The 21,929-nt window shown below is 73.2% G+C and carries 19 protein-coding genes and 1 rRNA gene; 2 read left to right on the top strand and 18 right to left on the bottom strand.

Annotation, left to right across the window (positions count from 1 at the left end; genetic code table 11):
- Positions 1–66: 66 nt before the first annotated feature.
- From ACFQS1_RS31130 to ACFQS1_RS31065, 14 genes are all read right to left on the bottom strand, one after another.
- Positions 67–918 (bottom strand): SAM-dependent methyltransferase, encoded by an 852-nt coding sequence (locus ACFQS1_RS31130; RefSeq protein WP_378975314.1) that lies wholly within the window; start codon positions 916–918, stop codon positions 67–69.
- A gap of 80 nt (positions 919–998) precedes the next feature.
- Positions 999–1,595 (bottom strand): NUDIX domain-containing protein, encoded by a 597-nt coding sequence (locus tag ACFQS1_RS31125; protein ID WP_378975312.1) that lies wholly within the window; start codon positions 1,593–1,595, stop codon positions 999–1,001.
- Positions 1,592–3,280, bottom strand: coding sequence for a CTP synthase (locus tag ACFQS1_RS31120; protein WP_378975310.1), 1,689 nt, complete (start codon positions 3,278–3,280; stop codon positions 1,592–1,594). Before ACFQS1_RS31120 ends, ACFQS1_RS31125 begins: the two co-directional genes overlap by 4 nt.
- Before the next feature lie 82 nt (positions 3,281–3,362).
- Complete coding sequence (locus ACFQS1_RS31115) at positions 3,363–5,549, bottom strand: hypothetical protein (protein WP_378975308.1); 2,187 nt, start codon at positions 5,547–5,549, stop codon at positions 3,363–3,365.
- Complete coding sequence (locus ACFQS1_RS31110; RefSeq protein ID WP_378975306.1) at positions 5,546–6,655, bottom strand: glycosyltransferase family 4 protein; 1,110 nt, start codon at positions 6,653–6,655, stop codon at positions 5,546–5,548. The genes ACFQS1_RS31115 and ACFQS1_RS31110 overlap by 4 nt, the downstream gene beginning before the upstream one ends.
- A gap of 11 nt (positions 6,656–6,666) precedes the next feature.
- Complete coding sequence (murJ, locus tag ACFQS1_RS31105) at positions 6,667–8,235, bottom strand: murein biosynthesis integral membrane protein MurJ (protein WP_378975304.1); 1,569 nt, start codon at positions 8,233–8,235, stop codon at positions 6,667–6,669.
- Positions 8,232–9,050, bottom strand: a complete 819-nt coding sequence (locus tag ACFQS1_RS31100; protein ID WP_378975302.1) for a hypothetical protein — start codon at positions 9,048–9,050, stop codon at positions 8,232–8,234. The genes murJ and ACFQS1_RS31100 overlap by 4 nt, the downstream gene beginning before the upstream one ends.
- A 25-nt stretch (positions 9,051–9,075) precedes the next feature.
- On the bottom strand, positions 9,076–10,002 hold the full coding sequence (locus tag ACFQS1_RS31095; protein WP_378975300.1) for a copper transporter: 927 nt from the start codon (positions 10,000–10,002) through the stop codon (positions 9,076–9,078).
- 19 nt (positions 10,003–10,021) lie between these two features.
- Complete coding sequence (steA, locus tag ACFQS1_RS31090) at positions 10,022–11,200, bottom strand: putative cytokinetic ring protein SteA (protein WP_378975298.1); 1,179 nt, start codon at positions 11,198–11,200, stop codon at positions 10,022–10,024.
- 122 nt (positions 11,201–11,322) lie between these two features.
- The gene (gene recN / locus ACFQS1_RS31085; RefSeq protein WP_378975296.1) at positions 11,323–13,080 is read right to left on the bottom strand and encodes a DNA repair protein RecN; all 1,758 of its coding nucleotides are present in this window, start codon (positions 13,078–13,080) and stop codon (positions 11,323–11,325) included.
- A 96-nt stretch (positions 13,081–13,176) separates the two neighbouring features.
- A complete protein-coding gene (locus tag ACFQS1_RS31080; protein ID WP_378975294.1) occupies positions 13,177–14,064 on the bottom strand; it encodes an NAD kinase in 888 nt (295 codons plus the stop codon).
- A 10-nt stretch (positions 14,065–14,074) separates the two neighbouring features.
- Positions 14,075–14,917 carry a TlyA family RNA methyltransferase gene (locus ACFQS1_RS31075; protein ID WP_378975292.1) on the bottom strand — a complete coding sequence of 281 codons (843 nt, stop codon included), beginning with the start codon at positions 14,915–14,917 and terminating at the stop codon, positions 14,075–14,077.
- Positions 14,918–14,921: 4 nt separating this feature from the next.
- Entirely contained in the window at positions 14,922–15,149 is a 228-nt protein-coding gene (locus ACFQS1_RS31070; RefSeq protein WP_378975290.1) for a hypothetical protein, read from the bottom strand.
- Positions 15,150–15,152: 3 nt separating this feature from the next.
- Complete coding sequence (locus ACFQS1_RS31065; RefSeq protein WP_378975288.1) at positions 15,153–15,935, bottom strand: phasin family protein; 783 nt, start codon at positions 15,933–15,935, stop codon at positions 15,153–15,155.
- 110 nt (positions 15,936–16,045) lie between these two features.
- Here ACFQS1_RS31065 and ACFQS1_RS31060 point away from each other — a divergent pair, with 110 nt between their 5' ends.
- Complete coding sequence (locus tag ACFQS1_RS31060; protein WP_378975286.1) at positions 16,046–16,381, top strand: alkyl sulfatase C-terminal domain-containing protein; 336 nt, start codon at positions 16,046–16,048, stop codon at positions 16,379–16,381.
- Between the two features lie 14 nt (positions 16,382–16,395).
- On the opposite strand, the gene ACFQS1_RS31055 is transcribed toward ACFQS1_RS31060, so the two are convergent.
- From ACFQS1_RS31055 to ACFQS1_RS31045, 3 genes are all read right to left on the bottom strand, one after another.
- Positions 16,396–17,694 carry a methyl-accepting chemotaxis protein gene (locus ACFQS1_RS31055; RefSeq protein WP_378975284.1) on the bottom strand — a complete coding sequence of 433 codons (1,299 nt, stop codon included), beginning with the start codon at positions 17,692–17,694 and terminating at the stop codon, positions 16,396–16,398.
- Positions 17,695–17,840: 146 nt separating this feature from the next.
- Entirely contained in the window at positions 17,841–18,947 is a 1,107-nt protein-coding gene (locus ACFQS1_RS31050; RefSeq protein WP_378975282.1) for an HAD-IIA family hydrolase, read from the bottom strand.
- A gap of 73 nt (positions 18,948–19,020) precedes the next feature.
- Positions 19,021–20,178 carry a hypothetical protein gene (locus ACFQS1_RS31045; protein ID WP_378975280.1) on the bottom strand — a complete coding sequence of 386 codons (1,158 nt, stop codon included), beginning with the start codon at positions 20,176–20,178 and terminating at the stop codon, positions 19,021–19,023.
- On the opposite strand from ACFQS1_RS31045, the gene ACFQS1_RS31040 reads away from it, so the two are divergent.
- Positions 20,113–21,744, top strand: coding sequence for a hypothetical protein (locus tag ACFQS1_RS31040; RefSeq protein ID WP_378975278.1), 1,632 nt, complete (start codon positions 20,113–20,115; stop codon positions 21,742–21,744). The genes ACFQS1_RS31045 and ACFQS1_RS31040 overlap by 66 nt on opposite strands.
- Before the next feature lie 66 nt (positions 21,745–21,810).
- Here ACFQS1_RS31040 and rrf read toward each other — a convergent pair.
- Positions 21,811–21,927 (bottom strand): 5S ribosomal RNA (gene rrf, locus ACFQS1_RS31035).
- Between the last annotated feature and the right edge of the window lie 2 nt (positions 21,928–21,929).

Genomic DNA, 21,929 nt, shown 5'->3' with positions numbered 1-21,929 from the left:
GTCAGGTGGTCAGGCCGGGACGCGACCGGACCTCCACGCCGAAGATCCATACCATCTGGGCGACGATTACCGAGGGTCGCCCAGCACGGCCACGCCGCCGAACTCGTCGACCTCGGCGCTGGTCTCGTCGATGGTGCCGGGCCGCCACCGTGCGCAGGACACCACGCCGGGCTCGAGGATCGTCCAGCCGGCGAAGAAGCGGGCGATCTCGTCCGGCGAGCGCAGCGTGATCTTCGGCTTGCCGAACTGGTTCCAGTGGCGCACACCCTCGTCGCTGGCCTCGCCGTAAACCGCGTTGGTGGCATGGTTGATCACCAGGTAGCTGCCCGGCGCCAGGGCGCCCTTCAGCCGGTCGACCACCGCGCACGCCTCGGCGGTGTCGGCGACGTGATGGAGCACGCCCATCAGTATCAGCGCGATCGGCCGGCCGAAGTCGAGCGTGCGGGCCGCCTCGCGCAGGATCGTCTCCGGATCCTCCAAGTCGGCCTGGACATAGTCGGTGACGCCCTCGGGGGCGCTGGTCAGCAGCGCGCGGGCGTGCACCAGCACCAGCGGGTCGTTGTCGACGTAGGTGATCCGCGAGGACGGGGCCACCCGCTGGGCGACCTCGTGCGTGTTGTCGGCGGTCGGCAGGCCGGTGCCGATGTCGAGGAACTGCCGGACCCCCCGCTCCCCCGCGAGGTGGCTGACGGCCCGGCCGAGGAACGCCCGGTCGGCCCGGGCCTGCTCGACGATGCTGGGAAGCATCTGCATGACCTGCTCGCCGACCTGCCGATCGACGGCGAAGTTGTCCTTGCCGCCGAGCCAGTAGTTCCAGACCCGCGCCGAGTGCGGCGTGCTGGTGTCCAGCTCGGCGAGAATCTCGTCCCGAGACCGCGAAGCGAGAATCTCGTCCCGAGACCGCGATGGCTGCGTCATGGCGCGACCTTAGTCCATTTCGGACCGGCTCCGCAGCCCGCGACGAAGGCCGGGGAGCCGGGTCCACAGGGGACAGCGGTTCAGGGCTCCGGCGTCTCCACCGGCCGCAGCGTGGCCCAGCCCTCATCCCGGGCCCGCGCGGCGGCGAGAATCCCCCCGACCGCCGCCGCGTTGGTGACCTCCCCGCGGAAGACCATGGCCACCGCCTCGTCCAGGTCGACCCGGATGACCTCCAGGTCGGCCTCCTCGTCGGTGCGCACGTGCCGGTCCGGCGACGGCACCTCGGAGAGGTCGCGCGCCAGGAAGATGCGGATCTTCTCGTCGGTGAAGCCGGGCGACGTGTGCAGGTCGATCAGCAGGTCGAAGCGCCCCGCGTGCAGGTCCGCCTCCTCGGCCAGCTCCCGCGCCGCCCCGGTGACCAGGTCTTCCCCGCGCACGTCGCGCAGCCCGGCCGGCAGCTCCCACAGGTACCCGCCGACCGCGTGCCGATACTGCTTGATCAGCACCACGCGATCGACGTCGTCGATCGCGACCACGCCGACCGCGCTCTTCGCGCCAACGACGTCACGGTTCGCCGTCCCGCCACCGGACATGGTGACCGTGTCGGTGTGAACCGTGAAGATCGGGCCGGCATACCGCTCGACCCGCGCGACAACGGAGTGGGCGAAGGCCGTCACGGCTGGTCCACCGCGACCGGCAGCTCGTCCGCCTTCGCGTACTCGACCGCCGCCTGGACCAGGCCGTCGAAGAGCGGGTGCGGGCGGGTCGGCCGCGACTTGAGCTCGGGGTGCGCCTGGGTCGCCACGAAATACGGGTGGGTCGCCCGGTCCAGCTCGATGAACTCGACCAGCCGGCCGTCCGGCGAGGTGCCCGAGAAGACCAGCCCGGCCTGGGACAGCTTCTCCCGGTAGTCGTTGTTGACCTCGTACCGGTGCCGGTGCCGCTCGGAGATCTCCGAAGCGCCGCCGTAGACCTCGGACACGACGGAACCGGCGGCCAGCACCGCCGGGTACGCGCCGAGCCGCATCGTGCCGCCCAGGTCGCCCTTGCCGGCCACGATGTCCTCCTGGTCGGCCATCGTGGAGATCACCGGGTACGGCGCCCGGTCGTCGAACTCCAGCGAGTTGGCCCCGGCCAGCCCGGCCATGTTGCGCGCCGCGTCGATCGTCATGCACTGCAGGCCCAGGCAGAGCCCGAGGATCGGGATCTGGTGCTCCCGGGCGTACCTCGAGGTGTTGACCTTGCCCTCGATGCCGCGCACGCCGAACCCGCCCGGGATCACGATGCCGTCGACGCCCTTCAGGGCGGTGGCGGCGCCGGCGTTCGTCTCGCAGTCGTCGCTCGGCACCCAGCGGATCTGGATCTTGACATTGTTCGCGAAGCCGGCCGCCCGGATCGCCTCGCTCACCGACAGGTACGCGTCCGGCAGGTCCACGTACTTGCCGACCAGCGCGATCGTGATGGTCCGCTTCGGATGGTGCACCCGGTGCAGCAGGTCGTCCCAGGTCGCCCAGTCGACGTCGCGGAACGACAGGCCCAGCCGGCGCACCACGTACGCGTCCAGGCCCTCGCGGTGCAGCACCTTGGGGATGTCGTAGATGCTCGGCGCGTCCGGGCACGCGATGACCGCCTCGCGGTCGACGTCGCAGTACAGGGCCAGCTTGTGCTTGAGCTTCTCGGGGATCTCCCGGTCGCTGCGGCAGATCAGCGCGTCCGGCTGGATGCCGATGTTGCGCAGCGCCGCCACCGAGTGCTGCGTCGGCTTGGTCTTGAGCTCGCCCGACGGCGCCAGGTACGGCACCAGCGAGACGTGCAGGTAGAAGACGTGGTCACGGCCGACCTCGTGGCGCACCTGGCGGATCGCTTCGAGGAACGGCAGCGACTCCATGTCGCCGACCGTGCCGCCGACCTCGGTGATCACGACGTCGGGCACCCGGCCGGACTCGTCCGGGTCGGCCATCGCGAAGATCCGGCTCTTGATCTCGTTGGTGATGTGCGGGATGACCTGCACGGTGTCGCCCAGGTATTCGCCGCGCCGCTCGCGCGCGATGACCGCCGAGTAGACCTGCCCGGTCGTCACGTTCGCCTTGCCGGACAGCGCCCGGTCGAGGAACCGCTCGTAGTGACCGACGTCGAGGTCGGTCTCGGCGCCGTCCTCGGTGACGAAGACCTCGCCGTGCTGGAACGGGTTCATCGTGCCGGGATCGACGTTGAGATAGGGGTCGAGTTTCTGCATGACGACCCGCAGTCCGCGCGCGGTCAGAAGATTGCCGAGGCTCGAGGCGGTGAGGCCCTTGCCCAGCGAGGAGGCGACGCCCCCGGTGACGAAGATGTGCCGCGTGTCGCGCACTGATGAAGCCAACGCCCGCTCCCGTGGGTTGTCTGTGGTCGGACATGCAGACCGGGGCTTCGACAGCCCCATCCACGGGAGTCCACCGTAACACCTACCCCGGCGGGCGCGTCTTTGGGCTGGTCGTGACGCGTGTCAGCGCGGGCCGGCGCAGCAACGGGCCGCCCGGGCCGTCCGTTTCGCCCTCCGGCCGGGTGCGGTCGGCGGCGTGCAGGAGCACCCGCAGCACGGTGAGCACCGCGGTCGGCACCAGGGCCGCGGCGGCCGCGCCCGCGACGGTCAGCGCCGATCCGCCCAGCACCCCGGCGATCAGCGTGGCCACGGTGGTGCCCGCGAACGCCGCCCGGATCCCCGGGTGCAGTCCGAACAGGCGATTGAGCCCGCCCCACGGCGAGAACTGGCAGAACGCGATCATCACCGCGCCGACCACCGCGAGCACGGTCAGCGGGCTGCTCAGCAGCGCTTCGCCGTTCGCGGCGGCGACCCGCTGCAGGGCCGGCCCGGCGCTGCCGCTGGCCAGCTCGGTGAGGAACCGGCCGAGGCTGCCCCGCTCGAGCGCCGGGCGGCGCAGGTCGACCGCCGCGAACCCGATGGTCACCGCCAGCCCGGCGAGCGCCGACCAGGCGAACCGCGGGAACGTCAGCCAGCCGCCGGTGCTCAGCGCCGCGGCCACGCAGACGCCCGCGGTCACCGCGATCGCGCCGATCGGGTCGGCGCCGAGGTACGGGCTGCCGACCATGACCACGCCGAGGCCGCCGAGCACCACCACGACCAGCGGGCGGAACGGCTTGCGCACCCCGTGGGCGAGGCAGCCGGCCAGCACGAGCAGGCCGGTCACGAACACGCCGAGGCCGACGCCGCCGACCCCTGCGTACCGGGCGCCGTTGACCGCCGAATATCCCGCCACCCCGTTGAGCTGGAGCTGGGCGCCGGTGAGCAGGTCGAGGCCGACCACCACCGCCCCGAACGCCGCGGCCGCTCCCATCGGCCACAGGGTGCGCTTGTAGCGGGGGCCCAGCCGGATCGCGGCGGTGCCGGCGACGATCAGCGCCCCGGTGACGATCCCGAAGACCCAGGCCGGGTGCGCGGAGCGCCACCACGGCGAGGCGTCGGCGAGCAGCGCGGCCGGGATGGCCAGCGCGGCGGCGATCAGCGCGAGCTCGACCGCCGCGACCACCCGGGGCGCGGGCAGCGCCGGGCCCTTGGGCCCGCTGTGCCGCCGGGCCCGCACCATCACCGGCACGAGCAGCGCGAACAACACGAGCTGCAGGATCGCCAGCACGGTGAAGAAGATCGTGGCGACGCCGCGCTGGGCGCTTGCCCGCCGGTCGGCGTCGTGGTCGCCCTGCACGGCGTCGGCGACGTCGCCGGGCTTGCCGGGCACGACCGTGGCCGACCGCCCGGCGATGAGCTTCTCGGGCGACCCCTTGCCCAGCGCGGTGAGGATCGTCGGCGCCAGGTCGATCAGCTGCAGGTAGCCGTCGCGGCCGGTGCCGGCCGAGGTGAGCCAGCCGCCGTTCCAGCCCTCCCCCTCGGCGATCGCCACGTGCAGCCGGGACGAGCGGTCGGTGTCGGAGACGCCGGCGACCAGCACCAGCGACCGGGCGGGCCGGGCGGCGACGACCCGCGCCAGCAGCGCGTCGGCCCGCTCGACCAGCGCCGCGCGGGAGCGGCCGGAGCCGGTGACGGTGCCGAGGTCGACGACGCTGAGCACGCAGTCCGACAGCAGGTTGGCGGGGTCCGGCGGCAGCTCGGCCCGGTACTTGTCGACCCGGCCGAACGGGCGGGCCGCCGCGATGGCCGCGCCCGGTCCGACCGCGACCGTGCAGCGCACCGATTCGGCGAGCGCGCCCGGCACCGCGCCGTACGGCAACCCGTCCTGGTTGTCGCGCACGATGTTGCGCTGGTTGACGATGTTCGCGCCGATCGCGTCGGGCTGGTCGAGATCGGGTTTCGGCGTCTCGCAGCCGCCGGCTCCGGCCACCCGCGGGTACGCCGCGTAGTTGCCGGCGCCGAGCGTGACCCAGCCGTCGGCGGGGCAGGTGACCCGCCGCGCCGAGCGCACCGACAGCCAGCCGATCGAGCCCCGGCTCGCCTCCTGCCACAGCGCCGGCGTGCGATGCGGGTCGAGGTCGTCCCAGCGCAGCCCGGCCGCGCCCGCGACGATCACGTAGTCGACCGTGCTCTGCGGCGCGCCGGTGGCCGGGCGCACGGCCAGGCCGCCGAGGCTGGCCGCCACCGCGAGCAGCACCAGCACGTACGGAACCCAGACGCGCCTCATGCCGGCGCCGTGACCTCGGCGTACGCCTCCCGGACGGCGGCCACGGTGTCCTGCTCGGACGGCCACGTCGCGGCCTGGGCCGGCCCGCGCCGGGCGTACTCGGCCCGCAGATCGGCGTCGGCCAGCATCCGCCGGACGGCTTCGTCGAGCGCGTCGACGTCGCCGGGCGGGATCAGCAGCGCCGCGTCGCCGACCAGCCCGGGCACCCCGCCCACGGCCGTGGCGATCAGCGGCGTGCCGGCGGTCAGCGCCTCCTGGGCGAACAGCTGCCGCGCCTCCCAGTCGCTGGTGACGACCGCGAGGTCGGCGCCGGCGAGCAGGTCGGGCACGTCGGCGCGGCGGCCGAGCAGGTGGAACGGCGCGTGCCGCTCGGACGACTGCTGGGCCAGCGACATGTAGCTGGGCCCGGAGCCGGCCACCACCACGACCGGGGTGGGGGTGAGCTCGCGCCACCGGGCGGACGCGTCGATCAGCAGGTCGTAGCGCTTCTGCGGGTGCAGCCGGCCGACCGAGAGGATCAGCGGCGCGCCGGGCGGAAGGCGAAACTCCGCGCGTACGGCGGCGCGGCTGCGCTTGGGCGGCGTCAGAGTGGGTGCGGCGACCGCGCCGAGCCGGGCGTGGCGCGCGCCGAGCGCCTTGGCCCGGGCCACCAGGTCGTCGGAGGCGCCGAGGGTGAGCGTGGCGCTGCGCGCGACGATCCGCTCGGCCAGCGCCGACGCCTGCCCGCGCAGGCCCTTGGCCAGCACCGAGTTGTGCCAGGTGACGACGAGCGGGGCGCCGCCGCGGGCCAGGCCCGCGACCAGGCCGGCGCGCAGCCCGTGCGCGTGCACCACGTCGATCGGGCGGGAGGAGAGGATGCCGCGCAGCTTGCGGACCACGCCGGCGTCGGACGCGCCCGGGTTGGCGGGGATCTCCACGGCGACGAAAGTCACTTCTGGAGAAGACGAAGAGAAGCCGAACAGGTCGTCGGTCGCGGCCGGCCCGCAGACCAGCACCGCACATCCGGCCGCGGCAAGGCCCCGGGCCAGCGAGGCGACGTGCTGCCCGACGCCGCCGGTGCTCGAGGCGAGCACGAGCGCCACCGAGCCGCGCCATCCGTCGTCCACGTCTCCCCTTCCTAGGCTTTGACCCGCCGCAGCCGGGCCGCGAGCACGGCAAACGAACGGCGATCGAGGGCAAAAGCCACCCCGGCGAACACCACCAGCACGGCGAGCCCGCCCAGCATGCCCTGCACCAGGCTGCCGACGACCGCGGGGCCCGTGCCGCCCCAGTGTCCGATACCGGTCACCACGCCATACCCGGCGGCCGCGGCCGTCCCCGCGGCAACGATACCGACGACGGTGGAGCGGCCCAGCCCGGCCAGGGCCGAAGGGCCGGCGTGGCGGCGGACGGCCAGCACGAGCAGTACCCCGATCACCGTCATGCCGGCCGCGTTGGCGAGCCCGAGCGCGGGCACCTGCCACCGGTCGGACAGCCCGGCGAAGGCGAGCGCGACGCCGGTCGCGACGATCCAGCCGGCGGCGGTGGAGGCGGCCGCGGCCCGGGTCGCGCCGCGGGCGTAGAGGGCGCGGGAGAGCAGGGCGAACAGTGCGTAGCCGAACAGTCCGGGCGCGAAGCCGGCGATTCCGGCGGCGGCCGACCCGGCGTTCATCAGGCGGGCGGCCGGTCCGGCGAGCGCGGCCAGGGCCGCGGCGCCGAGCCCGGCGGCGAGGATCACGGTCCGGGCGCTGGCGGAGAGCGATTTCGCGTACGCCGTCTCGTCGCCGCCGGCCGCGGCCGCGGACAGCGGCGGGTAGACCGCGGTGGCCAGCGGCACCGCGAGGACGGCCCAGGGCAGCAGGAACACGGTCTGCGCGGTGGTGTAGAGGGTGAGCCCGCGCTCGGCCAGCAGCGCGATCGCGACGATGGTGATCAGCTGCTGGGATCCGACGGTGACCGCGCCGGCCCAGCCGAGCCGGGCTGCTTGCCGGCCCTCGCCGCCCGGGAAGCGCAGCGCCGGCCGCAGCCGCAGGCGCAGCTTGCGCAGCGGGATGACCAGGCAGAGCGCGAGCACGACGACGCCGAGCGTGGTGCCGATCGAGAGGGTCAGCTCGCCGGTGCGGGTCAGCCCGGCGAAGTCGCTCTCGGCGCCGTCGATCACGGCGTAGCTGAGGTACGCGACCATCACCGTCACGCTGGACAGCAGCGGCGCGATCACCGGCCAGGCGAACCGGTGGTGGGCCTGCAGCACGCCGGTGAGCACGATCCCGATGCCGTACAGCGGCAACTGCGGGGCGAACACGTGCAGCATGCTCTCGGCGGTCGCCTGGTGGCTCGCGGGCACACCGGGCAGCAGGCCGGCGATCGGGCCGGCGAGCAGGCCGACCAGCAGCGCGAGCGGCACGAGCAGCATCAGCACCCAGGTGAGCAGCGCGGACGCGACGGCGTTGACCCGCTCCTTGTCGCCGGTGGCGACGTGCCCGGCCAGCAGCGGCACCACGAGGCTGGCCAGCGCGCCCCCGGCGACCAGCTCGAAGACGATGTTCGGGATGGTGTTGGCGGCGTTGTAGATGTCGGCCAGGTTGTGCTTGCCGACGGTGTGCAGGAAGACGAAGGTGCGGGCGAAGCCGGCGATCCGGGCGGCCACCGTGAGGACCGTGATGAGCGCCGCGGCGCCGGCGATCTTTCGCGCGGTCGTGGCCGTCACGCCGGCCGGCGGCCCAGCTCGTCGACCTTCCGCAGCCACGGCGTGTCCTGGATGACCTTGGTGTAGCTGACCTTCTCGCTCGCGGCGGTCAACGCGGCCAGGGCCGCGAGAGCCACAAACCGACCACCCATTCCCGTACGGGACGTGAGCGCCACCCCGAGCAGCGCGCCCATCGCATTGGCCCCCGCGTCGCCGAGCATGATCTCTTCGCCCAGGTCCTCGGGCAGCAGGGCGGTCGCCGCGCCCAGCGTCCCGGCGGCCACTCCCCCGCCGACCGGCACGCCGATCGCGAAGCCGGCCTTGATCGCCCGCCCCGGCCGCAGGTCGAGCAGGTTGACGAAGTTCGCCATCCCCGCGATCACCCCGGCCCCCAGCACCACGTCCGTGGTCCGTCCTAGGAGGCTAGTTCGTTTGCTGCCGATCAAGGACGAGGCGATCAGGCCGGCCGCACCCACTCCGGCGATCTTGACCAGGCCGCTGGTCACCCGGCCCTCGCGCAACGCGCCCAGGTGCCCGGCGAAGCCCTTGGCGGCCTTCTGCGCGGGCTGGTTGCCGGCGATGTCGTCGTAGAGGCCGACGGAACCGGACACCACGCCGGCCGTCAGCGCCGCCGCGGCGACGCGTGGCGAGGGCGCGCCTGCCGTCGCGCCGACGGTGGCGCCGAGCGCGAGCGCCGGGCCGCCGGCCAGCGAGACCGTGCGACCGTGAAAGTTCGTCCGCTCGAGCACCGCCACGTAGGTGGGGTCACGCCGGATCCAGCCGAGCGCGGCACGGGCCACGGACGCGCCGGCGCCGAACGACCTGAGAAGGGCCATGGCGACGAAGTGTAGAGACCGGCCGCTAGGACGCGGCCTTCGGCACCAGCGAGGAGCCGCCGAGGCCGTACTGGCCGACCTTGTTCTGCACCAGCCGCTCGCTGGTGACCATCGCCGTCGCGACCTGTCCCTGCACCGTGCTCGCGTTGTCCACCGTGGAGATCTCCTGGACCAGCTTGGGGTCGCCGCGCACCGCCGAGATCACGTTGCCGTCGCCCACGCCGACGCCCGCCACCACGACCGGCTTGGTGGCGAACTGGCTCACCATCATCAGCGCCGCCTGGTTCTTCTTGGCCGCGTCCTTGTCGGTCGGCGGCTCGCCCGAGATGAAGACCGCACCCTCCGCGCCACCTGTGGCCTTGTCGTCGACCGTGATGTAGCTCTGTTTCGTGTACGCCGTCAGCAGCGCGGCCACGTCGTCGGCGCTGGCCTGCACCGCACCGGCGCGCTGGAGCAGGCCGAGCGCGAGCTGGGCGCTGGCCGTCTCGACACCGTCGCTGTTGAGGGGAAGCCCCTCCATCTGGATCGTCGGCTGCGACGACTGCCCGGCGAGGTCGAGCAACTCGTACGTGTTGGCGGGGTCGAAGAATTTGTCCTGGACCGTGACCTTCGCGGTGACCGTGGCCCCCGCCACCTTGAGCATGCCGATCACGCCGTCCGCGAACTCGGAAGTGTTCGGCAGCGCCACCACGAGGATCTTGCGCCCGGCGAGCTCGTTGTTCAGGTACGACGGGGCGATCTCGGTGGCGAAGTCCTGACTGCGGTTCAGCTCCTCGCGGTACTGGTTGATCTGGTCGCGCTTGTTGCTGTTGTCCTTGTTCAGCGCGCTGATCTGGTTCTTGAGGCTGTCGGCCACCGGCCCGTTGAGCGCGGCGGTGCCCACGACCAGGCCGATGGCCAGGGCCAGGAAGACCGCGGTGAGCGACACCACGTGGTACCGGAAATTGATCACAACAACGCCTCGGAGAGTCTTAGAAGAGGTGGCCGAGCTGGAAGACGAGATTGTCCCACCACTCGGAAACCACGGTGAGGTACGCCTTGCCGATCGTGGAGACCGCCACCGCCGAGGCCATCGCGGCGACCGCCGCCAGCACGAGCAGCAGCAGCGCCGATCCGGAGATGTTCTGCCGGTAGAGCCGGCTCACCCCCTTGGCGTCGACCAGCTTGCCGCCCACCTTCAACCGGGTGAGGAACGTCGACGCCATGCCGCCGCGGCCCTTGTCGAGGAACTCGACCAGGTTGGCGTGCGTGCCGACCGCGACGATGAGCGTGGCGCCCTTGTCGTCGGCGAGCAGCATGGCGAGGTCTTCGCTGGTGGCGGCGGCCGGGAAGGTCAGCGCCGGCACGTCGAGCTTGGCGACCCGCTCGAGGCCGGGGGCCCGGCCGTCCGGGTACGCGTGCACGACCACCTCGGCGCCGCAGCGCAGCACGTCGTCGGTGACCGAGTCCATGTCCCCGATGATCATGTCGGGGGTGTAGCCGTTCTCGACCAGCGCGTCGGCGCCGCCGTCGACGCCGATCAGCACCGGCTTGTACTCGTGGATGTACGGCCGCAGGACGTCCAGGTCGTCCTTGTAGTCGTAGCCGCGCACCACGATCAGCACGTGCCGGCCGGCGATGCGGGTCTGCACCTCGGGCACGCCGACGCCGTCGAGCAGCAGGTCGCGTTCCTGCTTGAGGTAGTCCATCGTGTTCGCCGCGAACGCCTCGAGCTGCACGGACAGGCCCTCGCGCGCGTCGGCCATCGCGGCCGAGACGGTGTCGGTGTCCTGCCGGACCCCGCTCGCGACCGGCTCGCCGGCCAGCAGCACGGTGTCGTTGTCGATGGTGATCAGGTCGCCCTCGTGCAGCCGCTCGAACACCTCCTCGCCGAGGTCGTCGACGAGCAGCACGCCGTTCTTGATCAGCACCTCGGGGCCGAGGTTGGGATAGCGGCCCGAGATCGACGGCTTGGCGTTGAGCACGGCGGCCACCCCGGCCGCGACCAGCGCGTCGGCGGCGACCCGGTCGATGTCGACGTGGTCGATCACGGCGATGTCGCCCGGGCGCAGCCGGCCGGTGAGCCGCTTGGTGCGGCGATCGAGGCGCGCGGTGCCCGTGACGGCCTCGGGGTCGAGGCTGCGGGCACGGCGCAAGGTGGGAAGTCGCATCCCGGCCATCCTGACATGCCGGATCACACGCCTGGCACGCGACATGCGCGATCTCACCCACAAATAGGGCATAACGCCCCGCTAGAGCCCTCCCGCCATCATGTCACGCGCGCGCCGCCTGATCAGCCCCTCTTTTCCCGGGCGGCCACCGCCAGCAGCTCCTCCGCGTGCGCGATGCCCAGGTCGGAGTCGGGCAACCCGGCCAGCATGCGGGCGAGCTCGCGGGCCCGCTCGGTCTCCTCCACGATCCGCACCCCGCTGGTGGTGATCGCGCCGCCGGTGTCCTTGGCGACCACCAGATGCCGGTCGGCGAACGCGGCCACCTGCGGCAGGTGGGTGACGACGAGGACCTGGTGGGTGCGGGCGAGCCGGGCCAGCCGCTTGCCGATCTCGACCGCCGCGGTGCCGCCCACGCCCGCGTCGACCTCGTCGAAGACCAGGGTCGGCGGCCCGCCCGCGCCGGCGAAGACCACCTCGATCGCGAGCATCACCCGGGACAGCTCGCCGCCGGACGCGCCCTTCTGCAGCGGCAGCGACGGCGCGCCCGGGTGGGCCAGCAGCCGCAGCTCGACCTCGTCGGCGCCGTCCGGCCCGACGGCGAGCTCGGCGCCCGCGGCGGAGACCGTCGGCTCGTCCCGGCCGGGCGCCCGGGCGACCACCGCGACCTCGACCCGGGCGTGCGGCATGGCCAGGCCGGTCAGCTCCACGCTGACCGCCTCGGAGAACCGGCCGGCCGCCTCGACCCGGGCCGCGGTCAGCCGCTCGGCCAGCTCGCCCACCTGGGCCGCGAGCCGCTGCCGTTCCTTGTCGAGCTCGTCGAGCAGCTCGTCGGAGCTGTCCAGCGCGGCCAGCCGGGTGCGGGCGTTCTCGGCCCAGGCGATCACGCCGTCGACGTCGTCCGCATACTTGCGGGTCAGCGCGCGCAGCGCGGCCCGCCGCTCGTAGATCTGCTCGAGCCGGGCCGGGTCGGCATCGAGCGAGCTCAGGTAGGCCGACAGCTCGGACGCCACGTCGCCGACCAGGGTGGCCGCCTCCTCCAGCCGGGCGGCCAGATCGGACAGCGACTGGTCGACCGGGGCCTGCGCCTCGAGGGTGCGCCGGGCCAGGCCGAGCAGCTGGGTCGCGTCGGGGGCGTCGTCGGCCGCCTCGACGCCGGACGCGAGCGCCTGGGCGGCGGTGGCCGCGGCCACCCGCAGGCCCTCGGCGTGCTCGAGGCGCTGCACCTCGGCGCGCAGCTCGTCGTCCTCGCCCGGCTGCGGGTCGACCCGGGTGATCTCGTCGAGGCCGAGCTTGAGCAGGTCGGCCTCCTGCGAGCGGGCCCGGGCGTTGCGCCGCCGGTCGGCCAGGTCGTCGACCACCGCGCGCCAGCGGGCGAACGCCTCGCGATAGGTCTCCAGCAGCTTTTCGTGCTCGGGGCCGGCGAACCGGTCGAGCGCGCCGCGCTGCTCGGCCGGGCGCAGCAGGCGCAGCTGGTCGGACTGGCCGTGCACGGCCAGGACCTGCTCACCGATGTCGGCCAGCATCGAGACCGGCATGCCGCGGCCGCCGACGTGGGCGCGCGACCGGCCCTCGATCGACAGGGTGCGGCTGAGCAGGACCGAGCCGTCGTCGTCGACCTCGGCGCCGGCGTCGGTGATGCGGGTCTGCACGGCGTCGGCCAGCGCGCCGTGCAGGCGCAGACGGCCCTCGACGACCGCGCGGCCCGGGTCGGCGCGCACCCGCCCGGCGTCGGCCCGGCCGCCGAAGAGCAGCCCGAGGCCGGTCACCACCATCGTCTTACCGGCACCGGTCTCGCCGGTGATGACATTCATGCCCGACGTCAGCTTCAGCGTCGTGTCGTCGATGACGCCGAGCCCGGTGATCCGCAACTCCTCCAGCACACGGCAGACAGTAACGGCACCCACCGACAATCGCCCAGCGCGGTATCCCACGAGCTGAGCCAACCCGCGGCGGAAAACCCCAGAAGAAAACCGTGATTAACGTCGATTACCGCGCCAGCCCTCCACCGGCAAGGCGAACTTCGCCACCAGGACATCGGTGAACGGTCTCGGCGCCAGCCGCACCAGCCGCACCGGCAACTGGCCACGTTCCACCGTCACGCGCGCGCCCGGCGGCAGATCCCAGGTGCGGCGGCCGTCGCAACAAAGAACCGCAAATGACGTGTACGGGTCGACCGTCACCACGAACGACGAGGTCGGCGCGGTCACCAGCGGCTTGGAGAACAGGGCGTGCGCGCTGATCGGCACCAGCAGCAGGGCCTCGACCTCGGGCCACACCACCGGGCCGCCGGCCGAGAACGCGTACGCGGTGGATCCGGTCGGGGTCGCGCACACCACGCCGTCGCAGCCGTAGCGGGCCAGGGGACGGCCGTCCACGTCGACCAGCAGCTCGAGCATCTGCGCCCGCTGCCCCTTCTCGACGCTCACCTCGTTGAGCGCCCACGACTCGGCGATCACCCGGCCGCCGTACTCGGCCCGGACGTCCAGCGTGAGCCGCTCGTCCACCTTGTACGTGCCGTCGACGACCTCCTTGACCGCGGCGTCGATGTCGCTGACCTCGGCCGCGGCCAGGAAGCCGACCTTGCCGAGGTTGATGCCGAGCAGCGGCGCCTTCGCCGGGCGGGCCAGCTCGGCGGCCCGCAGGAACGTGCCGTCCCCGCCGAGCGCGAGCACGATCTCGACGCCCTCGGCCGCCTCAGGCCCGCTGACGGACGTGACCTCGGCCGGCAGGTCGAGGTCGGCGACCTCCTCGGCCACCACGCGCACCTCGAAGCCGGCCGCGAGCAGGTCGCGCGCGACGGCCGTGGCGTGCTGCGTGCTCTGGCGCCGCCCGGTGTGGGTGACCAGCAGGGCCGACCGCATCATCCATCCTCCATCAAGACTTGCCCGGGTTTTCCGGCGCGCCAGAAGCTACCTCCCCGGACGGTCCCGCGGCGACCACCCCTTCGATCCGCGCGCGGTCGGCCGGCGGTGCGTCGCGGCGGAACCAGACGAAGAACTCGACGTTACCGCTCGGCCCCGGCAGCGGGCTCGCGGTGGTCCCGGCCACGCCCAGTCCCAGCTCGGCGGCGGCCGCGGTGACGTCGAGCACGGCCTCGGCCCGCAGCCGCCAGTCCCGCACGACGCCGCCGGCGCCCACCCGCTCCTTGCCCACCTCGAACTGCGGCTTCACCATCAGCGCGAGGTCGCCGTCGGCGCTGGTGCACGCGGCGAGCGCGGGCAGCACGAGCCGCAGGGAGATGAACGAGAGGTCGGCGACGGTCAGGTCGACCGGGCCGCCGATGATCTCGGGCGTCAGCGTGCGCACGTTGGTGCGCTCGAGGACGACCACCCGCTCGTCGGTGCGGATCGGCCAGGCCAGCTGCCCGTACCCGACGTCGACCGCCACCACCTGGGCCGCCCCGGCGCGCAGCAGCACATCGGTGAAGCCCCCGGTGGACGCGCCGGCGTCCAGGCAGCGCCGTCCCTCGACGGCGAGCCCGGCGAACGCGGCCAGCGCGCCGGCCAGCTTGTGGCCGCCCCGCGAGACGTACTCGGTGGCCGGGTCCGCCCCGGTCACCAGCACCGGGTCGGCCGGGTCGACCATCGCGGCGACCTTGCGGGCCACGGTGCCGCGCACCTGGACCCGGCCGGCCTCGACCAGCTGCGCGGCCTGCTCCCGGGAGCGGGCCAGCTTGCGGCGCACCAGCTCGGCGTCGAGCCGGGCACGACGTGCCATCCGCTCAGCCCTCGATGCTCGAGAGGGTCTCCTGGAGCACCTGGTGCGCGGCCTCGTACGCGGCGATCTGCTCGCCCGGCGCCAGGTGGGCGGCGTTGGCGAGCGACCGCAGCGCGGCGTCCACGGCCGGGTGCCCGGTCTCCTCGACGACCTGCCGCTCGGCGTACTCCTGGGGCGGCTGAGGCGGCGGCACCGGCCGGAACCCACCACCGGGCTTGTACGGGAAAGTCATGGACTAATTCTCCGGCTCGGTGCTCGGCGCCGCCTTCTTCACGGGCGCGCTTTTCTTCACGGGCGCCTTCTTCGCGGCCGCCTTTTTCGCGACCGCTTTCTTCGCGACCGCTTTCTTTGCCGGCTCACCGGCGAGCGGCTCCGGATTCGCTGCGGCTGCGGCGGGCGGCTCGGGCGAGGCCACCTCCGCGAGCGCGGCGGCCTCCGCCGGCGGAAGCGCCTCGGCGATCGGCGTGCTCAGCGGCTCGGGCGCCGCCTTCTTCAGCGCCTTCTTCGCGACCTTCTTGACCGGCGCCGGGGCGGCGGCGGGCGCGGAGGCTCCCACGTTGCCCACCGGCCCGCCCGGCGTCGTCCCCGCCGTCGGCATCGCGTTCGGCGTGGCCTTCACGGCCTTCTTCGCCACCTTCTTCGGCAGCGGCGCCGGCCGCTCCAGCCGCGTCCCGCCGATCTCGGCCTCCGGCACGCTCGCGTCCGGCACCCCGTGCTCCTGCGCCTCCTTGAGCTGTTTCTCCAGCTCACGCACCCGGGTGGTCAGCTCGGTGACCTCCTCGGCCGTGGCCAGCCCGACCACGCCCAGCGCCCGGTCGACCTCGAACCGCACGATGTTGGTCAGCGCCTCGCGGTTGGCCATGCCGGCCTGCAACAGGTCCTCGACCAGGCCCTGCAGCTGGGCCGCGGTCGCGCCACCGCGGTTGACCAGGTCGCCCACCGCCTTCTGGGCACGCTTGCGCGGTGTCTCGGTCAGTCCGAGCGCCATCTCCAGATACGCCCGCCATGCGTCCGGCATGTTCCGCTCCTCTCGGGGCTCACGTCGGGTGTCACGCTACCGGGCTGATCGCATGCGATCGTGAGGTACGGTGCGCAATTGCGAGCGGTGTCGCATTGAAGGGGTGTCGGATGGCCACGGTGGACGAATGCCGCGCGGCTCTGGAGGGTCTCGCCGCCAAGCTGGCGTCGAACGGTGCGGCCCAGGGCAAGCTCGATTTCGAGCGTACGCTCGCGTGCCGCGTCCCCGATCTGAGCACCGCGTTCCACGCCCGGCTCAGCGGCGGCCGCCTGGTCGACATCGCCGACGGCGACGACCCGAAGGCCAAGATCGCGCTGACCGCGAACAGCGACGACCTGATCGCCCTGCTGGGCGGCCGGCTCGACGTGACGCGCGCGGTCGCGTCCCGGCAAATCTCGATCAAGGCGAACCCGTTCGACCTGCTCAAGCTGCGGAAGCTGCTTTAGGCATCGCCCACGCGTCAGCCCGACGAGCGGGAATCGGACCTGTCGATCAGCGTGTCGAGGCCCGCCAGCACCTGGTCGGCGGCGACGGTCGCCTTCGAGAGCTGGTCGGTGACCTCGGCCAGCACGGCGGCCTGCTGCTCGACCGCCGCCGCGATCATCATCTGCACCTGGTGGATGTCGCCGACCGCGTCCGTCGTGGTCGCGATCGTGGTCGCGACGTCGCCGGTCTCCGCCACGATCGCCGTGATCACCTCGTTGACCTTTCCGACCGAGGTCGCCGTCTCCCGGGCCAGATCCTTGACCTCGCTCGCCACGACCGCGAACCCCTTGCCGACCTCGCCGGCCCGCGCGGACTCGATCGTCGCGTTGAGCGCCAGCAGGTTCGTCTGGTCGGCGAGCGACGCGATGAACGCGTTCACGTCCGCGATCTCGCTGACCGACCGCTCCAGCCGGCGCACCTTCGCGCCGGCCGACGACGCGGCCTCCTTGCCATCGAACGCCGTCCGGGCCGCCTGCCCCGAACGTTCCGCGATCTCCCGCACCGACGCCGTGAACTCGCCGAGCTGCCGGTCGACCTCGCCGACCGCCCGGATCGCCGCGTGCGCCTCCGCGCCGATCGCCGCGACCGACTCGGTGATCTGCCGCGCATGGCCGGCCGCCTCGTCGGAGCGCTGCCGCAGATCGGCGGCGGCCTGCTCGCGCGCCATCTGCTCCGCCTCCTGCGTCGCCCGCCGCGCCTGTTCCGCCTGCTCGGCCAGCGCCTCGTTCTCCCTTTCCGCCAGCTCCGCGAAATGCCAGAAAACCACGATTCCGGTGACCTCGAGGGCCGCCAGCCCCGCGTGCAACGCCACCAGACCGATCGCTCCGGCCGTACTCAAATCCATTCCGAACACGCGCTGCGGCGATATCACCCCGAAAATTCCGTGGTGCACCACCACGACCAGGACCGAGCAGATCAGCGGCGCCCACTGCTGATACAGCGCCACGAAAATCAGAATCGCGTAGAGGTGAATGTGCGCGGTCATCGCGCCGCCGGCCAGCTCGATCGCGACGAACGTGCAACTGATCAGCCCGACGCTGGTGAGCGTCGACTTCGCGGAAACGCTCGGCACCAGCGAGGTGGCCACCGCGACGGCCGCGATTCCGAGCGGTAACAGAATCCCTTCGGCGACCGGGCGCGGCCCGAGAACACCGAGCAGCAGAAAGACCGGAACGTGCGACCAGAGCAGTCCGTGCACGATCCGATGCCGGGCCATCCACGAGGCGTCGGACAGCCGCGCGCCCCGGGGCAGCCGTGAAAGCGCGGAAGACATACGCTGATCATCGACCGTCGAACCACGTCGCTGTCGAGAATCACAAAAGCTAAAGACCTTTTCCGTACGGGCGCAGCCAGGCCCCCGGCGCAGCGCCACGCCGGGTGCAACGCACCCTCCGCGCGCGGCCGCCGGGCTGTCCCGGCCTACAAACCCCAGTTCTCGAAGAGCGCGGCAGCGGCCGGCGAGACCGCCTCCAGGGCGTCGACCGGGACGCCGTCCCACGTCGCGCCGCAGAGCAGCCGCAACGCGGTGATCGGGTCGCCGTCGCCGTCGAGAGCCGCCCGGCCGCCGTCGCCGTCGCGGGCCACCCGGTCGCCGTCGCGGGCCACCCGGTCGCCGTCGCCGTCGCGGGCCACCCGGTCGCCGTCGCCGTCGCGGGCCACCCGGTCGCCGGTGCGGGTCAGGTGCCAGCCGCCGGCCGCGTCGAGCCGCAGCGGCAGCCGCAGATCCTCGGCCGGGCGGAACAGCCCGCTCAGGTCGGCCGCGACGAAGGTCGGTCGCCGCTCGGGCGGCGCCGCCAGCAGCTCGGCCGGGCCGCTCACCCCGGTCAGGACCAGCAGGCTGTCCATGCCGGCGCCGACCGCGCCCTGGATGTCGGTGTCGAGCCGGTCGCCGACAGCGAGCGGCCGCCGAGCGCCGGAGAGCTCCGCCGCGGTGGTGAAGAGCCCCGGCTCGGGCTTGCCCACGACCAGGTCGGGCTCCCGGTCGAGCGCCGTGCGCAGCACCGCGACCAGCGAGCCGTTGCCCGGCAGCGGCCCGCGCGGGCTGGGCAGCGTCCGGTCGGTGTTGGTCGCCACCCAGGTCGCTCCGGACCGCACCGCGAGCGCCGCCTCGGCCAGGATGCGCCAGCCGACCTCGGGCCCGTAGCCCTGCACGACGGCGGCCGGCCCGTCCTCGAACGTCGACACCGGCGTCAGCCCCACCTCACGCACCTCGGCCACCAGCGCCTCGGCGCCGACGACCAGCACCGGCGCGCCCGCCGGCAGCCGCGACGCGAGCACCGCCGCCGCCGCGCCCGCCGAGTTGAGCACCTCTTCCGGCTTGGCCGGCACACCCATCCCGGTCAGCAGCGACGCGACATCCGCGGCCCGGCGCGAGGCGTTGTTCGTCGCGTAGGCCACGGCGATCCCGTCGCCACGCAGCCGCTCAACCGCCTCCGCGGCACCCGGAATCGGCTTGTCGATCAGGTACACGACCCCGTCCAGGTCAAAGATGACCAGGTCGTAGCCGCCCGCCAGCCCGTCGCCCACGCGCTTCGCCCCTCGCTAGCTCGCCCGAAACCCACGCCGGACCCACCGGCCCGGCGTGCTCCTGCTCGTCCGCCTAGGCCTTGGCGTCGCCCTCGCCGTCCGCCTTCGCCGCGGCGTCCCCGTCGTCGCCCTGGTCCGCCGCGCCCACGTCACCGGCCGTCTCCGGAGCGTCCCCGTCGTCGCCCTGGTCCGCGACGCCCACGTCACCGGCCGTCTCCGCGTCGGCCTTGGCCTTCGCCTCGACGTCGTCCTCGAACGCCGCGATCGACTCGTCCTCCTCGTCGCCCTCCGCGAGGTCGTCCTCCACCTCGTCGAAGTCGTCGTCGTTCTCGTCGTCGCGCGCGCCGCCGCCGTCGCGAGCCGTGGCCTGCACGTCGTCCTCGTCGCCGAGGTCTTCGTCGTCTTCGTCGTCTTCGTCGTCCTCGTCATCGGGCAGGCCGGCGCCGCGAGCCGCGAGCTCCACGTCGTCGTCCTCGTCGAGGTCGTCGTCGTCCAGGTCCTCGTCGTCCAGGTCCTCGTCGTCGCCCAGATCCTCGTCGTCGTCGTCGACGTCGTCGGTTCCGTCGAGGCCGGACTCGGCGCGCTCCTCGTCCGCCCGGGCGTCGTCCTCGTCGGCGTCGCGGAGGCCCTCTTCGTCCTCCTCGTCCTCGTCGTCCTCGAGGGTGATGCCGTCGAGCTCGAGCAGCCGCTCGGTCGCGTCGGTGAGCTGGTCCTCGTCCACGGCGGCGGCGCGGCTGAACCACTCGCGCGCCTCGTCGCGACGCCCCGCGGCGAGCAGCGCGTCCGCATACGCGTAGCGCAGCCGGGCCGCCCATTCGGCGTCCTCGTCGTGGGTCAGCTCGCGCACCTGCAGCATCGCCACGGCCGCCTCGTGCTGGCCGAGGTCGCCGCGCGCGCCGGCCGCCACGATCAGCAGCTCGATGGCTCCCGCCTTGTCGAGGGACTCCATGTCGGCGCCGCGGTACAGGTCGATCGCCCGCTCGGGCCGGCCCAGCGCCCGTTCGCTGTCGGCGATCTCGGCGAGATGCGTCTGCCGCCCGGTCATCCGGTGATAGGTGCGCAGCTCGGCGATGGCCGTCGTCCAGTCCCCCGCCGCGTAGGCCGCGAGCCCGACCGCCTCCCGCACCACCGCGATCCGCGACGCGAGCCTCCGGGCCGCGATCGCGTGCTGCAGCGCGAGCTCGGAGTCGTCGTCGATGATCTGGCCGGCCGCCACGAGGTGGCGCGCCACCTTGTCCGCGATGTCCCGCGCGAGCGACAACAGCTCCGCCCGGACCTCCTGGTCGAGGTCGGCGGCGACGATCTCCTCGGGAATCTCCGGCGCCTTGAACGCGGCGCCCTGCTCCGAACTCTCCTCGCCCCGGTCCTGGTCGCTGCGGAACCCACGACGCTCCTGGTCCCGCTCCCCCCGGAACCCACCCCGGTCGTCCCGGAAGCCATCCCGGTCGTCCCGGACGGCGCCGCGGTCCCGGTCCCCGCCGCGATACCCGCCACGGTCGTCCCGGTCCCGGAAGCCACCACGGTCGCGGTCCCCGCCACCCTGGTAACCACCACGGTCCCGGTCACCGCCGCGGAAGCCGCCCCGGTCGTCCCGGACGCCACCACGGTCCCGGTCGCCGCCACCCTGGTAACCACCACGGTCCCGGTCGCCGCCACGGAAGCCGCCCCGGTCGCCACCGCCGCGATAGCCACCGCGGTCCCGGTCGCCGCCACGGAACCCGCCACGGTCGCCCTGCGGCCGCTCCCGATCCCGGTAACCGCCACCCTGCGGCCGGTCACCCCCACGGAAGCCGCCACCCTGCGGCCGGTCACCGCCACGGTAGCCACCGCCCTGCGGCCGGTCACCCCCACGGAAGCCACCCCGGTCGCGGTCGCCGCCGCCCTGGTAACCACCACGGTCCCGGTCGCCGCCACGGAACCCGCCACGGTCACCCTGCGGCCGCTCCCGATCCCGGTAACCGCCACCCTGCGGCCGGTCGCCACCACGGAACCCACCGCGGTCGCCGCCACCCTGATAGCCACCACGGTCCCGGTCACCACCGCGATACCCACCACGGTCGCCGCCACCGCGATACCCACCACGGTCGCCACCACCCTGATAGCCACCACGGTCGCGATCGCCGCCGCGATACCCGCCCCGGTCGCCCTGCGGCCGGTCGCCACCGCGATACCCGCCACGGTCACCCTGGGGCCGGTCGCCACCGCGGAACCCGCCGCGGTCGCCGCCACCCTGATAGCCACCACGGTCACGGTCACCGCCGCGATACCCGCCACGGTCGCCGCCACCCTGATAGCCACCACGGTCACGATCGCCGCCACGGTAACCACCACGGTCCCCGCCACCCTGATAGCCACCACGGTCACGATCGCCGCCACGGTAACCACCACGGTCACGATCGCCGCCACGGTAACCACCACGGTCCCCGCCACCCTGATAGCCACCACGGTCACGATCGCCGCCACGGTAACCACCACGGTCGCCGCCACCCTGATAGCCACCACGGTCACGATCGCCGCCACGGTAACCACCACGGTCGCCGCCACCCTGATAGCCACCATGGTCCCGGTCACCGCCACGGTAACCACCGCGGTCGCCGCCACCCTGATAGCCGCCGCGGCCGCGGTCGCCGGAGGATCGTCCGCTGCGGGACGACTCGCCGTCACGGCCTCGGCTGGGCCGGCGCTCGTCGTCGCGGTTGCTGGAGCCGCCGTCGTGCGGTCCTGTAGTCACGGATCAATCCTTCCGATACGGCGGCCCTGTCGTCGCGGGCTTGGCCTCAACACTCAAAGTTACTAGGGCCTGGAGGCACAAACGCAGACGAGGGCCGACCCCGTCCGGGGTGGCCCTCGTCTGTCACGTTGAGTCCGGCGGTGTCCTACTCTCCCACACCCTCCCGAGTGCAGTACCATCGGCGCTGGAGGGCTTAGCTTCCGGGTTCGGAATGAGACCGGGCGTTTCCCCTCCGCTATGACCACCGAAAC

Source organism: Paractinoplanes rhizophilus, from assembly GCF_042664765.1.
In the GTDB taxonomy this organism is placed as follows: Bacteria; Actinomycetota; Actinomycetes; order Mycobacteriales; family Micromonosporaceae; genus Actinoplanes; species Actinoplanes rhizophilus.
The sequence above is the reverse complement of the archived record's forward strand: the minus strand, read 5'-3'. Positions and strand labels throughout refer to the sequence as shown.

Excerpts from the sequence above, each read along its gene's own strand:
- ACFQS1_RS31070 (WP_378975290.1), bottom strand. The coding sequence starts at position 15,149 with ATGACTTTCCCGTACAAGCCCGGTGGTGGGTTCCGGCCGGTGCCGCCG.
- ACFQS1_RS31080 (WP_378975294.1), bottom strand. The coding sequence starts at position 14,064 with ATGATGCGGTCGGCCCTGCTGGTCACCCACACCGGGCGGCGCCAGAGC.
- ACFQS1_RS31075 (WP_378975292.1), bottom strand. The coding sequence starts at position 14,917 with ATGGCACGTCGTGCCCGGCTCGACGCCGAGCTGGTGCGCCGCAAGCTG.
- ACFQS1_RS31130 (WP_378975314.1), bottom strand. The coding sequence starts at position 918 with ATGACGCAGCCATCGCGGTCTCGGGACGAGATTCTCGCTTCGCGGTCT.
- steA (WP_378975298.1), bottom strand. The coding sequence starts at position 11,200 with ATGCGACTTCCCACCTTGCGCCGTGCCCGCAGCCTCGACCCCGAGGCC.
- ACFQS1_RS31100 (WP_378975302.1), bottom strand. The coding sequence starts at position 9,050 with ATGGCCCTTCTCAGGTCGTTCGGCGCCGGCGCGTCCGTGGCCCGTGCC.
- ACFQS1_RS31060 (WP_378975286.1), top strand. The coding sequence starts at position 16,046 with ATGGCCACGGTGGACGAATGCCGCGCGGCTCTGGAGGGTCTCGCCGCC.
- ACFQS1_RS31055 (WP_378975284.1), bottom strand. The coding sequence starts at position 17,694 with ATGTCTTCCGCGCTTTCACGGCTGCCCCGGGGCGCGCGGCTGTCCGAC.
- ACFQS1_RS31115 (WP_378975308.1), bottom strand. The coding sequence starts at position 5,549 with ATGAGGCGCGTCTGGGTTCCGTACGTGCTGGTGCTGCTCGCGGTGGCG.
- ACFQS1_RS31065 (WP_378975288.1), bottom strand. The coding sequence starts at position 15,935 with ATGCCGGACGCATGGCGGGCGTATCTGGAGATGGCGCTCGGACTGACC.